The following is a 13,270-nucleotide window of genomic DNA, read 5'->3' as shown; positions in this document are numbered from 1 at the left end:
CTTCAAAAAGCCCCCATTTCGTAAAATGGGGGCTTTTCTTAAAACGCTTACATACAGGTTATGACGTCGTCTCTGCCTCTTTTTGCTCCGGTTTTTCTGCAGGTGTATCGGCCGTATTGTTTTGCTGCTTTTCCCAATAATCCCTTTGCAATCTTTCTTTGGCGATGGTGCACATGAAATTCACGGCGCAGCGCTCCTTCCCGGTATTTGTTTATACCGTGTAATGTACTCATTTCCCGAAACGATATTCACAAAACATAAAAAACAGCCTGCCGCGGGAAAACGGCAAGGCTGCTGTTCATTTTAGTAAGTGATCAGGAAGTATTTTTTCTTTCCGCGGCGCAGAACGGTAAATTGATCTTCGATACGGTCCTCTGCAGAAAGAATATGGCCGATATCTGTTTGGCGCTCGCCGTTAATGTAAACAGCCCCGTTTTGGATGTCTTCGCGGGCTTGGCGTTTTGAAGGCGACAATTTCGATTCAACGAGCACGTCTACTAAAGCTAATTCTTCATTGCGGTCTTTTTCAAAGGAAGGCACGTCTTTGAAACCTACCTTAACGTCTTGAGCGGACAGCTCTTTAATATTGCCGCTGAACAGCGCTTGAGAGATATGCACGGCCTGCTCCAATGCTTCGCGTCCGTGAACAAGAGCCGTTACTTCTTCAGCAAGGCGTTTTTGCGCTTCCCTTTTCTCAGGAGCCGTCTCGGTTTTTTCAGCGTATTCTTCAATTTCCTCTTTTGATAAGAACGTGAAGTATTTTAAGTATTTAACGACATCACGGTCATCTGTATTGATCCAGAATTGGTAGAACTCGTACGGCGACGTTTTTTCTTTATCAAGCCAAATCGCGCCGCCTTCCGTTTTACCGAATTTCGTACCGTCTGCTTTAGTGACGAGCGGAATGGTGAGGCCGAATGCTTTAGCCCCTTCTTCTTCCGATTTTCTGATCAGCTCGAGTCCGGCCGTAATGTTGCCCCACTGGTCACTGCCGCCGATCTGCAGCTTGCAGTTCTTTTCTCTGTACAGGTTTAAGAAATCGTAAGACTGCAAAATCATGTAGCTGAATTCCGTGTAAGAAATCCCGGTTTCAATTCTTGAGCTGACGGTATCTTTGGCGAGCATGTAGTTGATTCCGAAGTTCTTTCCGACATCGCGAAGGAAATCAATGATGCTCATTTTTCCGATCCAATCAAAGTTGTTTGCCATTACGGCAGGGTTTTCCCCTGAATCAAAATCTAAAAAACGTGAAAGCTGATTTTTAATTTTTTGCGACCATTCCACAACGATATCCTGAGTATTTAACGTACGCTCCGCTTTTTTTCCGCTCGGATCGCCGATCAGCCCCGTCGCGCCCCCAACAAGCGCAATCGGATGATGGCCTGCGAGCTGGAAGCGGCGCAGCGTCAAAATCGGCAAAAGATGGCCGATATGGAGGCTGTCAGCCGTCGGATCAAACCCTGAGTATAAACGGATTTTTTCATCGTTCAGCTGTTTGTTCAGCCCTTCCTCATCTGTCATTTGCTGTATTAAGCCGCGGAATGATAAATCTTCTAATAAGTTAGTCATTTTGTCTGCTCCTTTTTTTATAGAAATAAAAAACGCCCCTTCGTTTACACGAAGGGACGATAATAAATCGCGGTACCACCCTACTTATAAAAGCTTTTATAAGCCTCTATCACTCTTCTTGATAACGGACTGCGTCCGTTCTTTCACTACTGAAAGCCTTTTAAGCGCTTTGTTTGCAAAAGCGGTTCATGAGTGTATTCGGTATATCTTATGTGCTGATTTTCACCGGCCATCAGCTCTCTGGAACATTCGGATATCCTACTTGTCTCAATCTCAACCTTTTCCTATTTAGCTTACTCATTTTTAACATAAATAAAATATGATGTCAACTGCCTTTAATCTTCCATTGTGGAGAGGTCGCCAGCGGGTAAATTCAGCTCCCATGCCTTCAGCACCCGTCTCATGATTTTACCGCTCCGTGTTTTCGGCAGCTTATCTTTAAATTCAATTTCCCGCGGCGCGGCATGGGCAGCGAGTCCCTGCTTCACAAAAAGGCGGATGTCCTCCTTCAGCTTATCGGATGGCTCGTGCCCTTCTCTGAGTGCGATGAAGGCTTTAATGATTTCCCCGCGGACAGGGTCAGGCTTACCGATAACACCCGCTTCAGCGATTGCCGGATGTTCCACAAGTTTGCTTTCGACTTCAAACGGGCCGACGCGCTCACCCGACGTCATGATGACATCATCGACTCTGCCTTGGAACCAAAAATAGCCGTCTTCATCCATGTACGCTGAATCTCCGGAGACGTACCAGCCGCCCGGCATGAAATAAGAATCATATTTTTCTTTATTATTCCAAATGGAAGCCATCATGGACGGCCAGCCCTTTTTAATGGCGAGATTCCCCATGCGGTACGGCGGGAGCTCGTTTCCTTGATTGTCTACAATTGCCGCTTCCACACCCGGGATCGGTTTTCCCATTGAACCAGGTTTAATCTCCATACAAGGATAATTGCAGATCAGCTGTCCGCCTGTTTCTGTCATCCACCACGTATCATGGATGCGCTTGCCGAAGACTTTATGCCCCCACTTAATGACCTCTGGATTCAGCGGCTCACCGACACTCAGCACATGACGAAGGGAAGTAAGGTCGTATTTGGCGGCCATTTCATCCCCAGCTCCCATGAGCATCCGAAAAGCCGTCGGGGCGCTGTACCATACGTTGACACCAAGCTTTTCAATCGTTCCGTACCAGTTTTCCGGGCTGAATCTTCCGCCGACGATCACATTCGCCGCTCCGTTCAGCCACGGAGCAAAAATGCCGTACACAGTTCCGGTCACCCAGCCGGGATCCGCGGTGCACCAGTAGATGTCGTCTTCTTTGAGGTCAAGCACCCATTTGCCTGTCTGATATTGCTGGATCATGGCTTCATGAACGTGAAGCACTCCCTTAGGTGTTCCGGTAGATCCTGACGTATAGTGAAGCAGATAGCCGTCCCTTCTGTCCATCCACTCAATTTCAAGCTTTGTGCTTTCCTTTTTTGCCGCTTCATCATAATGGATGACTTTATCGCCGGCGGTCCCGGTGCCGCCTACGATGAATATATGCTGCAAGTCAGGCAGGCTTTCGGCCGGAATCCGTTCCGCCAGCTCAGGCGTCGTCACGACGGCTTTTGCCTGGCTGTTTAACAGGCGGTCTTTCACGGCGCCCTCCATAAACGCTTCAAATAAAGGACCGGCAATCGCGCCGATTTTAATGGCGCCGAGCATGATAAAATAGAGCTCCGGCGAGCGCGGCATGAAAATAAAAACGCGGTCTCCTTTTTCCACGTTTCCATACCGTTTCAGTACATTGCCGGCTCTGTTGGATTCTTCCATCATTTCTTTAAAAGTGTATTTTTCTTCCCGCTTTGCATCCTGGTAATAAAGCGCCACTTTGTTTTTGCGAAATGATTCGGCATGACGGTCAATCGCTTCGTAAGCGGCATTCAGCTTCCCTGTTTTATGCCAGGAAAAGTCCGCTTCGACTTCTTTCCAATTGAATTGGCGGTATGTTTCTTCATAATTTTTTAAATGATAATTCCCCTTTTCACCTGGCAACGCTTTCAAATTCATGCAACATCCCCCTTTGCGTAACTATAGACCTTATTATAGTAGAAGTTCACAGTTTTCTCAATTTTTAAAATATAAATTACCCCACTATTGAAAACGCTTTATAATTTGTTATGCTTAAAGGAGACATGTTTTTATCAAAGAACCGACAGGCGGTGAATCAGTGAAACATCATAAAACATACCATTCTTCAGCCATTCAGACAGCAGCCGGCTCTCTTTTGATAGAAGGGCCCGTTCCTCCAGAGGACTTAGCACAATATGAGTTTCATGAAGGCCTGACAGCCTTTCGCCTTCCTCACGAGCAGCACAAAGCGTTAATTGAGATAGCCGGGCTTCCCGAAGGGCGGATTATCATCGCCAGAGACGGGCAGACCATCATCGGCTATGTGACATATTTATACCCTGATCCGCTTGAAAGATGGTCTGAAGGGTATATGGAAGACCTGCTTGAGCTTGGCGCGATCGAGGTCGCCCCAGGCTTCAGGGGCTGTTCCGTCGGAAAAAACCTGCTGACAGTCAGCATGATGGATGAACAGATGGAACGATATATCATCATGACGACGGAATATTACTGGCACTGGGACTTAAAAGGGATGAATAAAGATGTATGGGCTTACCGGAAAATGATGGAAAAGATGATGAATGCCGGGGGTCTCGTCTGGTTTGCAACGGATGAACCGGAAATCAGCTCCCACCCGGCGAATTGTCTGATGGCCCGCATCGGAAAGCACGTCAGCCAGGATTCAATTGAACAGTTCGACAGGCTTCGTTTTTATCAGCGTTTTATGTATTAACTGACATAGACAAAGGGGATAAAAAGATGATTGCAGAACAAATCATGAAACGGGACGTCATCACCGTCACAAAAGCGGATTCCATTGAAACGGCCATTCACAAAATGAAAACACATCATATCCGCCATCTCCCGGTCACAGACGAGGAGCTGCATGTAATCGGGATTGTGACCGACAGGGATATCAAACGGGCAAGCCCGGGCATCTTTGAACAGAAGCATCGGAGCACTTTCCTCACAAACAGGGTAGAAACCATTATGGAACAGGATGTCATATGCGCTCATCCGCTTGATTTCGTTGAAGAAATATCAGCATCATTTTATGAGCACGGAATCGGCTGTCTGCCAATCGTTATGAACCGTAAGCTTTCGGGCATTTTGACCAAAACAGATGTACTGCGCACGTTTGTCCGGCTGACAGGTGCGGAACAGCCGGGGTCCCAAGTTGAAATCAAGGTGACGGACATCACAAAGAGCCTTGCTGACATCAGCTGTATGTGCCGTGATCTTCAGCTGCATATCCTGAGCGTACTCGTCTATCCTGATGATGCTGCAGCATCAAATATACTCGTCTTTCGCATTAAGACAATGAACCCGCTTCCTTTTGTCCGTGCCGTTCATGAAGCGGGATATCACGTCTTGTGGCCGAAACACTTGAGGGATCAGCCATGAGAGACAGTGTCTTTATTTACTCGCCCTCTTATCAAACGTATCAGTTTCATCAGGAGCACCCGTTTAATCAGCAGCGAGTGCTTTTGACATATGACCTGCTTCAATCGCTGCATGCGTTTGAAAACGGAGATATTGTTCCTCCCCGTATGGCATCAAAAGAAGAGCTTTCTCTCGTTCATACGGAAGATTACATACAGGCTGTTGAACTGGCCGGGGCGGGACGCCTCCCGGTTGCGGAAGGAGTAAGCTACGGGCTCGGCACAGAGGATACACCCGTTTTTGCCGGTATGCATGAAGCGGCATCGCTTCTTGTCGGCGGAACCTTAACCGCAGCAGATTATGTCATGACAGGACAAGCAAGGCATGCCTGCAATTTAGGAGGCGGCCTTCATCACGGCTTCCGCGGCAAAGCGTCAGGCTTTTGCATCTATAATGACAGCGCTGTGGCTATTCAATACATTCAAAAAAACTACGGAGCAAAGGTTCTTTATATCGATACCGACGCCCATCATGGTGACGGCGTTCAATTTACGTTTTACGACAGCTCCGATGTCTGCACCGTTTCTTTTCATGAAACCGGACGTTATTTATTTCCCGGAACTGGGCAGGTGCAGGAAAAGGGAAGCGGCCAAGGATACGGCTATTCCTTTAACATTCCGCTGGACGCCTTTACTGAGGATGATTCTTTTCTTCACGCTTATCAAACAGCCGCCTCCGAAATTGCGGCCTTCTTTAAGCCGGATGTGATCCTCACCCAAAACGGAGCGGATGCCCACTACTATGATCCGCTGACGCACCTGTCCAATACCATCTCCATTTATCGTGAAATCCCCCGGCTTGCCCATTCGTTAGCCCACCAATACTGCAGCGGAAGATGGATAGCAGTCGGCGGAGGGGGTTACGATATGTGGAGAGTCGTTCCGAGGGCGTGGAGCCGTATATGGCTTGAAATGAAAGAAATTGACCCGGGGGACTGCATACCGCAGGAGTGGATCAATAAATGGCAGAAACATTCTCCTGTCACTCTGCCCGCTTTTTGGAATGATCCGGATCATTTATACCCGCCGATCCCCCGCAAAGAAGAAATCACCGAGAAAAACGCACGAACCGTAGAAAAGGCGCTCTTTGCCATTCGGTCTGAGCGGCGGCATAAAACAAATTAAAAAACGACCTCTTCATAAGGTCGTTTTTTTAATGACAATTTCCACGCGGCGGTTTTCCTTCATATGCCCGGCTGTGTTGTTATCTTTCACCGGCTTTGTATCAGCATATCCAACGGAAATAAACCGTTTTGCGGGAAAGTCCTCTTTTACGGTGAAGTACCGGATGACGCTCGCGGCTCGTGCAGATGACAGTTCCCAGTTTGACGGATACTTATAGGTGGAAATGCGAAGGCTGTCCGTATGGCCTTCTACCTGTATCGCATTCGGAATCGTTTTCAGCAGCACTGCAATCTGGTGCAAAAGCGGTTCCGCGTTTTTCAGCACCTCTGCTTCGCCTGATTGAAACAGGACGGCTTCCTGTAACACGAGAATCACCCCGCGCTCATCACGTTTGGCCGTCATTTTCGAACGCAAATGATGCGTTTTTATGTATGTATTTACGTTTTGTAACAGCTTATCTTGTTCGTTTTTGCCGTTTGCGGCGTCTGATGATGCCGATTCAGCATCCTGTCTGCTTCCGCTGCTGTGAATGGACTTAACGGCTGAATTGAATTTTTTTAAGTCAATTTGCGACATGGAAAAAAGCAGTATAAAGAACACGAGAATAAGCGTAATCAAGTCAGCAAACGTCACCATCCATTTTGGTGCACTGCTTTTTTCCGTTTTGCTTCTTCGTTCAAACCGCTCTTTTCTAAGCTTCATGAACAGCGCCCTTTTTCTTGTTCACAGGCTGCCCTTTACGCCAATCTTCCCTGGAGCTGAAAACGACGAGCTGGCTTTCGAGGTTGCGGGGATTTTTTCCGGATTGTATGCCGATAATCCCCTCAATCATCACCTGTTTGATGAAAATCTCGCTTTCCGTCTTTTCTTCAAGCTTTGCGGCAATCGGAATAAAAACCATATTGGCAAGCAGCGCACCGTACAGCGTCGTCAATAGCGCAACCGCCATATTCGGTCCGAGCGAACCCGGATCATTTAAGTTTCTAAGCATCAGCACAAGCCCGACGAGTGTTCCGATCATTCCCCATGCAGGCGCAAAATCCCCGGCTTTTTCGAAGACACGCCTTCCTTTTCGATGCCTTTCTTCCATTGCAGCGATTTCAGAATCCATCACAAGGCGGATCGTTTCCTCATCCCAGCCGTCTATCGCCAGTAAAAGTCCCTTTTTTAAGAAAGGGTCCTGTATGTCACGCGCCTGTTCCTCAAGAGATAATAACCCCTGTCTGCGCGCTTGCTCGGAAAGGCTGACGAAGACTTTGACAAGTTCTTTTACATTGTCATCCTGGCGGGAAAACACCTGTTTTAATACCGAAGGCGTTTTCTTTAAATCCCGCGCGGGAAAACTGATAAAGACAGCCGCACAAAGCCCGCCTGTTACGATTAAAAAAGAAGTCAGATCCAGGAAAGAACGGATGCCCGTGATTCCCGAGCCTGAAAGTATACCGATTGCGACAATGACGCTTCCTAAAACAAATCCAACGGGTGTCAGGTAATCAAAACGTTTCATATCTTCTCCTCACTCAAGTAAAAAAGCAAGGATTCACCCCTTAGAGTGAAGCTTGCTTTTTCCGTTTTTCTTATGACTTGGTTGATTGTCTTAATTCAATGCGGTGAGGCAATTCGACAATATGCTCCTCAACAGGCTCTTTGTTCATCAGTTTTGTCAAAAGTCGCATGGCCACGGCACCGATATCATACGTAGGCTGCACGACTGTTGAAAGCTGAGGACGGACCATCAGGCTTAATCTCGTATTATCAAAACCGATAATATCAAGATCGTCAGGAATTGACAGTCCTTGATCCTGAGCCGCATGAATAATGCCAAGCGCCATCTCGTCCGTCGCAGAAACAATCGCCGTCGGTTTTTTATCAAGGCTCATTAAGCTTTGAAGTGCTTCCATACCGGAATCATAGGTGTAATCGCCTTCAGCTGTGAATTGCTCGTTAAACGGAATACCCGCTTCTTCAAGCGCCCGTTTATAGCCTTGAAGTTTTTTCGAGCGGTTAATCGGCTCTGCCATCGGACCGGAAACAAACGCGATGTCACGATGCCCTTTTTCAATGAAAAGCTTTACCGCATCATAAATCGCCTGCTCATAATCAATGGCAACAGAAGGCGTTTGGCCCTGCTCTTCCACTGATGCCGCAAGTACGATCGGCACAGGAGAACGCTTAAATTCCTCTACATGCTCGTCCGTAATATTGCCGCCCATAAACACGATGCCGTCCACTTGCTTGCCGAGCATCGTATTTAACAGATGCAGCTCTTTTTCAAGGTTTTGGTCTGAGTTGCTTAAAATAATGTTGTATTTGTACATCGTTGCAATGTCTTCAATCCCGCGCGCAAGTTCCGAGTAGAAAATACTTGAGATATCCGGGATGATGACGCCGACCGTGGTCGTTTTTTTGCTTGCCAAACCTCTCGCCACTGCATTCGGGCGGTAGCCGAGACGGTCTATGGCTTCCAATACTTTCTTTCTGGTTGTCGGTTTTACATTCGGGTTGCCGTTTACGACGCGGGAAACAGTTGCCATACTGACATTTGCTTCTCTGGCCACATCGTATATCGTAATGTTGCTCATACTGAAACCACTCCTTTTACTGGATACACTTATCCTTATCTATAGCATAAACACTTTATGTAAAGAAATGTCGTACGATTTCGCATTCTGTCGTTTATGATTGTAAGCGTAAGTCAGTAGTGTACATTATTTTTCATTATTCATCAAATTTAAATACTTCTCATGAAATTATACACGTTTTTGCCAGCAATGAAAACGTTCACTTTCATTTTATAACTAAATAAAATGCAGAAATAAAAAAGGCCGCACAAGGCGGCCATTATAGAACTAAAACACTGTATTAAGCTTTTACCTTCACCATCGGCTTTAATTCATTCAGCCATTTTTCGAATTCAGGAATATCCATTTGCTGCGCAGAGTCGGAAAGCGCAACGGAAGGATCCGGGTGAACCTCCGCCATAACGCCGTCAGCACCGATTGCAAGCGCAGCTTTCGCCGTCGGAAGCAAGAGATCGCGGCGGCCTGTTGAATGTGTAACGTCAACGAAGACCGGCAAGTGAGTTTCCTGTTTCAAAATCGGCACTGCAGAAATGTCTAATGTGTTTCTCGTTGCTGTTTCGTACGTTCTGATTCCGCGTTCACAAAGGATAATCTGGTCGTTTCCTTGTGACATGATGTATTCAGCCGCATTGATGAATTCTTGAATCGTTGCAGCAAGCCCCCGTTTTAACAGAACCGGCTTTTTGACGGAACCAGCAGCTTTCAGCAATTCAAAGTTTTGCATGTTCCTTGCACCGATCTGAATGACGTCAATGTAGTCTATCGCTTGTTCTATATGAGCCGGCGTAACAATTTCACTGATAACAGCGAGATCATATTCGTCAGCGACGCGTTTCAGAATTTGAAGACCTTCAACGCCGAGGCCTTGGAAATCGTAAGGGCTGGTACGCGGTTTGAATGCGCCTCCGCGTAAAATTTTAATGCCTTGTTTTTTCGCGGCCGCAGCTACTTCCGCCACCTGCTCGTAGCTTTCTACGGCACAAGGTCCGACGATAAATCTTTGATCGCCGTCACCGACTTTTTCGCCTTTAATGTCCACAATTGTATCTTCTGCTTTTTTCTTACGGGAGACGAGCAACGCTTTGCTGTGATCCTCTTCTTGAAGCTCCAGTCCGGCTTTGAAAATTTCTTTGAAAATGTGCTGAATTGTTGAGTTTTCAAATGGGCCGTCGTTATTTTCGATAATGTTATTGAGCATTGTGCGCTCTCTGACAGGATCAAATCGGTTGACACCCTGCGCTTCTTTCGCTTTACCGATTTCTTTTACAACGGCTCCGCGTTCATTGATTAATTTCAGAATTTGTAAATTTAGTGAGTCTGCCTGCTGTCTTAGGGTCTCTAACTCTGTGTTGCTCATCTTTTTCATCCCTTCTGTGCAATTGTTTTATTTTAATGGTTATCATGCATCTTACTACAGTTATGCGAAAATAGGAATATGAAATAATAAATTTTTTCATATTTACTTTACTACAAAAACGCTTTTAAGCTTTTGTGCGTTGAAGTAATGTATATTGCTATCCTACATGATATGGCTGAAATGTTCAATAGTTTTTTCAAAAAAAACCGCCAGTTTTATCTGGCGGCTTACAAATTAAGAAAGATGCTGTTCAATTGCGTTTTTTGTGATTTGTGAATGGGAGGCATGCCATTTCACTTCGCCGTTTTGTATGACGAATACTTGCGGGCTTTCGTGTTTCACGCCGTATGTTTCAGCGATGTAGTCAGAAAGCTTCCGGCTCTCCTGTACCTGAAGGTAGCAGGAAGGCACCTCTGTATGCTCCGACGCGAAGGCGTCAAATTCGTGAAACGCGGCCTGGCTAATCGGGCATGTTACGCTGTGTTTAAAAAACACAAGGGTGTTTTCTTTTTCAGCGGCGTTTTTGAATTCTTCTTCTGAAGATATCAGCTGTTTTGTCATGTTAGCAACACTCCTTATTGAAGATCAGCGATTGATTTGGCCGGCTTTTTCCTGAGCGTCTTTTGCTTCATCTTTAATACCGTCTGCCGTACTCTGCATTTCACTTCTCGTCTCTGCGGCTTTCTCATTTAGTGTGCTCTTTGAACGGTCTTTTAAGTCCTTCACTTTATTCATAATCTGGCCGGACTGGTCTGCTACAAGCTGCGTGATATTAGATGTCTTATCTTTTGCGATACTGACGTATTGAGAGCCTTTTTCTTTCGCATCGGCCGTCATTCTGTCCGTTTTATCTTTTAACGCTGAGGCCTGGCTGCCGAGATCGCCGCGCAGCTCCTTACCTGATTTAGGCGCTAAAAACAAAGCTGTTGTCGCGCCGATAATTCCCCCGATCAGAGTCCCGATTAAAAAATCCTTACTATTGATTCCATCTTTGCTCATTGTGATTCCTCCTTAGCGGATTTTTCTTATGGTTAAAGCGATGTTTTTTTCTTTTGCTTCCACTTATCCCAAATCTCCATGGCGGCTTGGCTCCAAGTGACAACCTGATTAATCTTATCCTGATTCTCTCTTACCGAAGCCGAAACGGAACCGGCTGCCTGCTTTATGGATGTATTGAACTGCTGGACGGAAGTTCCCACTCCCTGTACAGCATGGACTACCGTATTTAATTTTTCTGATTTTTCCTGAATGTCCTCCGCGAGGCGATTTGTCTTATGTAACAGCTCTGCGGTTTCCGCGGTGATCCCTTTCATCTGCCCCTCAAGGCCGTCCAGAGTCGACGCTACGTTGGTTAAGGTCACCTGCAAGGACTTTAATGTTTTGGACAGATAAATGACAAGAATAAGAAATGCCACTGCGATGAGTGCGACGCTTAAGTAAAGAATGATGATCATCTAATACCTCCTTATTGCAGGATATAATGGTATATACCCAATTGTTAAAATCATAAAACATATGTAAAGGTCTTGTACATATTATTATTCTCCGTTTGTCGCTGAATCCCTTTGCAATCAGCACAAAAAAGCAGTGAGAGACCCACTGCTTTTTCGTTACGCTATGACGTTTTCATAGGCCCTCATATATTTTTGAATGTCTCCGGCGCCCATAAAGATCAGTACCGCATCCTTATGTGCTTTTAAAATGGATGTATCATTTTCTTCAATGAGCTTTGCGTTATCTATTTTTTCCTGAAGATCCGTGATGGTCAGCTTGCCGACATTTTCACGGGCAGAACCGAAAATATCGCACAGATACACACGATCTGCGGCGCTTAAGCTTTCTGCAAACTCATCAAGAAAAGATTGCGTCCGTGTAAAGGTGTGCGGCTGGAATACGGCGATAATCTCGCGCTCAGGATATTTTTGCCGCGCCGCCTCAATGGTGACTTTAATTTCTGTCGGATGGTGGGCGTAATCGTCTATCAGCACCTGGCTGCCGATCACTTTTTCATTGAATCTGCGTTTGACGCCGCCGAATGATTCAAGGCCGAGCTTAATCATGTTCACGTCAATCTCTTCATAATGGCAAAGCGCAATGACCGCTAAAGAATTGAGGACATTGTGGTGGCCGTATGCCGGTATATAAAAAGTGTCGTAAAACGTATTGCGGACAAAGACGTCAAATGTTGTCCCTTCCGTATTTTTTACGATATTTCTCGCCTGAAAATCGTTTTCTTCCCCTGTTCCGTAATACACGACAGGCACATTCGCGTGAATTTTCGGCAAATACTCATCGTCTCCGCAAGCAATGATGCCTTTGTTGACTTGAAGAGCCATGTTTTGGAAAGCATCAAACACATCGTCAATGTTGGCGAAATAATCAGGGTGGTCAAAATCAATATTGGTCATGATCGCATAGTCAGGCTGATAGCTTAAGAAATGGCGGCGGTATTCGCACGCTTCAAACACAAAGTACTCGCTGTTTTCATTTCCTTTGCCCGTCCCGTCTCCGATTAAAAATGAAGTCGGCTTCGCTTTTTGCATCACATGAGCCAAAAGACCCGTTGTTGACGTTTTTCCGTGTGCGCCAGTTACGGCGACACTTGTATATTTTTTCATATAATCGCCTAAAAATTTATGATACCTGATCACAGGAATCCCTTCAGAGAGCGCCTTTGCGATTTCCGGATGAGAATCCGGGAACGCGTTTCCGGCAATCACCGTCAAGCCGGGCTTGATGTTGTCGGCGCTGAACGGATAGATCGGGATATTTCTTTTTTCAAGGGCAGCTTGAGTAAAAATCTGCTTTTCTATATCAGATCCCTGCACCTTATATCCTGTATCGTGAAGGATTTGAGCGAGCGGGCTCATACCTGTCCCTTTTATTCCAACAAAATGATAAACAGTCATATTCGTACCTCCAACAAACGTCTATCTGTTCCCCAGTATATGACGTTCATTTCAATTTGCGACCGCTGCGGGGCAAAACGCCCGCACAGCGGCATCTTCCATTTATTTTTACGTTATCGTCAGTATCTGTAACTTTCTTTTTGATTAAACCTGCCGCATGATATTTCAGCAC

The 13,270-nt window shown here is 46.0% G+C and carries 14 protein-coding genes and 1 other annotated feature; of the genes, 3 read left to right on the top strand and 11 right to left on the bottom strand.

Annotated elements, in window-relative coordinates:
- Nucleotides 1-58 precede the first annotated feature (58 nt).
- The 3 genes from sr7p to acsA form a co-directional block, all read right to left on the bottom strand.
- The gene (gene sr7p, locus AXI59_RS20610) at nt 59-184 is read right to left on the bottom strand and encodes a small protein SR7P (RefSeq protein WP_268250563.1); all 126 of its coding nucleotides are present in this window, start codon (nt 182-184) and stop codon (nt 59-61) included.
- A gap of 119 nt (nt 185-303) precedes the next feature.
- Nucleotides 304-1,569 carry a tyrosine--tRNA ligase gene (tyrS, locus tag AXI59_RS06805; RefSeq protein ID WP_061523122.1) on the bottom strand — a complete coding sequence of 422 codons (1,266 nt, stop codon included), beginning with the start codon at nt 1,567-1,569 and terminating at the stop codon, nt 304-306.
- A 49-nt stretch (nt 1,570-1,618) separates the two neighbouring features.
- Nucleotides 1,619-1,853 (bottom strand) — a binding site (T-box leader).
- Nucleotides 1,854-1,904: 51 nt separating this feature from the next.
- Entirely contained in the window at nt 1,905-3,623 is a 1,719-nt protein-coding gene (gene acsA / locus AXI59_RS06800) for an acetate--CoA ligase (protein ID WP_061523123.1), read from the bottom strand.
- A 160-nt stretch (nt 3,624-3,783) separates the two neighbouring features.
- On the opposite strand from acsA, the gene AXI59_RS06795 reads away from it, so the two are divergent.
- Genes AXI59_RS06795 through AXI59_RS06785 form a run of 3 tightly spaced genes read left to right on the top strand, consistent with a single transcriptional unit; the run spans nt 3,784 to nt 6,250 of the window.
- The gene (locus tag AXI59_RS06795; RefSeq protein ID WP_061527728.1) at nt 3,784-4,416 is read left to right on the top strand and encodes a GNAT family N-acetyltransferase; all 633 of its coding nucleotides are present in this window, start codon (nt 3,784-3,786) and stop codon (nt 4,414-4,416) included.
- Nucleotides 4,417-4,442: 26 nt separating this feature from the next.
- On the top strand, nt 4,443-5,087 hold the full coding sequence (locus AXI59_RS06790) for an acetoin utilization AcuB family protein (RefSeq protein WP_061523125.1): 645 nt from the start codon (nt 4,443-4,445) through the stop codon (nt 5,085-5,087).
- Nucleotides 5,084-6,250: an acetoin utilization protein AcuC gene (locus AXI59_RS06785; RefSeq protein ID WP_061527727.1), complete on the top strand. Its 1,167-nt coding sequence runs from the start codon at nt 5,084-5,086 to the stop codon at nt 6,248-6,250. Before AXI59_RS06790 ends, AXI59_RS06785 begins: the two co-directional genes overlap by 4 nt.
- 12 nt (nt 6,251-6,262) lie before the next feature.
- On the opposite strand, the gene motS is transcribed toward AXI59_RS06785, so the two are convergent.
- The 8 genes from motS to murC all read right to left on the bottom strand — a co-directional run bounded on the left by motS (nt 6,263) and on the right by murC (nt 13,098).
- Nucleotides 6,263-6,952: a flagellar motor protein MotS gene (gene motS, locus AXI59_RS06780; RefSeq protein ID WP_061527726.1), complete on the bottom strand. Its 690-nt coding sequence runs from the start codon at nt 6,950-6,952 to the stop codon at nt 6,263-6,265.
- Complete coding sequence (gene motP / locus AXI59_RS06775; protein WP_061527725.1) at nt 6,942-7,757, bottom strand: flagellar motor protein MotP; 816 nt, start codon at nt 7,755-7,757, stop codon at nt 6,942-6,944. Before motP ends, motS begins: the two co-directional genes overlap by 11 nt.
- Before the next feature lie 70 nt (nt 7,758-7,827).
- Nucleotides 7,828-8,832, bottom strand: a complete 1,005-nt coding sequence (ccpA, locus tag AXI59_RS06770) for a catabolite control protein A (RefSeq protein WP_061523129.1) — start codon at nt 8,830-8,832, stop codon at nt 7,828-7,830.
- A 280-nt stretch (nt 8,833-9,112) separates the two neighbouring features.
- Nucleotides 9,113-10,189: a bifunctional 3-deoxy-7-phosphoheptulonate synthase/chorismate mutase gene (locus tag AXI59_RS06765; protein ID WP_061523130.1), complete on the bottom strand. Its 1,077-nt coding sequence runs from the start codon at nt 10,187-10,189 to the stop codon at nt 9,113-9,115.
- A 234-nt stretch (nt 10,190-10,423) separates the two neighbouring features.
- Nucleotides 10,424-10,750, bottom strand: coding sequence for a bacillithiol system redox-active protein YtxJ (ytxJ, locus tag AXI59_RS06760; RefSeq protein ID WP_061527724.1), 327 nt, complete (start codon nt 10,748-10,750; stop codon nt 10,424-10,426).
- Between the two features lie 24 nt (nt 10,751-10,774).
- Nucleotides 10,775-11,188 carry a YtxH domain-containing protein gene (locus AXI59_RS06755; RefSeq protein ID WP_061523132.1) on the bottom strand — a complete coding sequence of 138 codons (414 nt, stop codon included), beginning with the start codon at nt 11,186-11,188 and terminating at the stop codon, nt 10,775-10,777.
- A gap of 32 nt (nt 11,189-11,220) precedes the next feature.
- Nucleotides 11,221-11,643, bottom strand: coding sequence for a DUF948 domain-containing protein (locus AXI59_RS06750; protein WP_061523133.1), 423 nt, complete (start codon nt 11,641-11,643; stop codon nt 11,221-11,223).
- A 156-nt stretch (nt 11,644-11,799) separates the two neighbouring features.
- A complete protein-coding gene (gene murC / locus AXI59_RS06745; RefSeq protein WP_061523134.1) occupies nt 11,800-13,098 on the bottom strand; it encodes a UDP-N-acetylmuramate--L-alanine ligase in 1,299 nt (432 codons plus the stop codon).
- Nucleotides 13,099-13,270: the final 172 nt, after the last annotated feature.

The sequence above is a fragment of the Bacillus nakamurai genome (assembly GCF_001584325.1).
Lineage (GTDB): Bacteria > Bacillota > Bacilli > Bacillales > Bacillaceae > Bacillus > Bacillus nakamurai.
Note: the sequence above shows the minus strand (reverse complement) of the source record. Positions and strands in the feature narration are given on the sequence as shown.

Bases quoted from the DNA above. Each gene is read 5' to 3' on its own strand.
- ccpA (WP_061523129.1), bottom strand. From the start codon at position 8,832: ATGAGCAACATTACGATATACGATGTGGCCAGAGAAGCAAATGTCAGT.
- murC (WP_061523134.1), bottom strand. From the start codon at position 13,098: ATGACTGTTTATCATTTTGTTGGAATAAAAGGGACAGGTATGAGCCCG.
- AXI59_RS06765 (WP_061523130.1), bottom strand. From the start codon at position 10,189: ATGAGCAACACAGAGTTAGAGACCCTAAGACAGCAGGCAGACTCACTA.
- tyrS (WP_061523122.1), bottom strand. From the start codon at position 1,569: ATGACTAACTTATTAGAAGATTTATCATTCCGCGGCTTAATACAGCAA.
- ytxJ (WP_061527724.1), bottom strand. From the start codon at position 10,750: ATGACAAAACAGCTGATATCTTCAGAAGAAGAATTCAAAAACGCCGCT.
- AXI59_RS06750 (WP_061523133.1), bottom strand. From the start codon at position 11,643: ATGATCATCATTCTTTACTTAAGCGTCGCACTCATCGCAGTGGCATTT.
- acsA (WP_061523123.1), bottom strand. From the start codon at position 3,623: ATGAATTTGAAAGCGTTGCCAGGTGAAAAGGGGAATTATCATTTAAAA.
- motS (WP_061527726.1), bottom strand. From the start codon at position 6,952: ATGAAGCTTAGAAAAGAGCGGTTTGAACGAAGAAGCAAAACGGAAAAA.
- AXI59_RS06755 (WP_061523132.1), bottom strand. From the start codon at position 11,188: ATGAGCAAAGATGGAATCAATAGTAAGGATTTTTTAATCGGGACTCTG.
- AXI59_RS06785 (WP_061527727.1), top strand. From the start codon at position 5,084: ATGAGAGACAGTGTCTTTATTTACTCGCCCTCTTATCAAACGTATCAG.
- AXI59_RS06790 (WP_061523125.1), top strand. From the start codon at position 4,443: ATGATTGCAGAACAAATCATGAAACGGGACGTCATCACCGTCACAAAA.
- motP (WP_061527725.1), bottom strand. From the start codon at position 7,757: ATGAAACGTTTTGATTACCTGACACCCGTTGGATTTGTTTTAGGAAGC.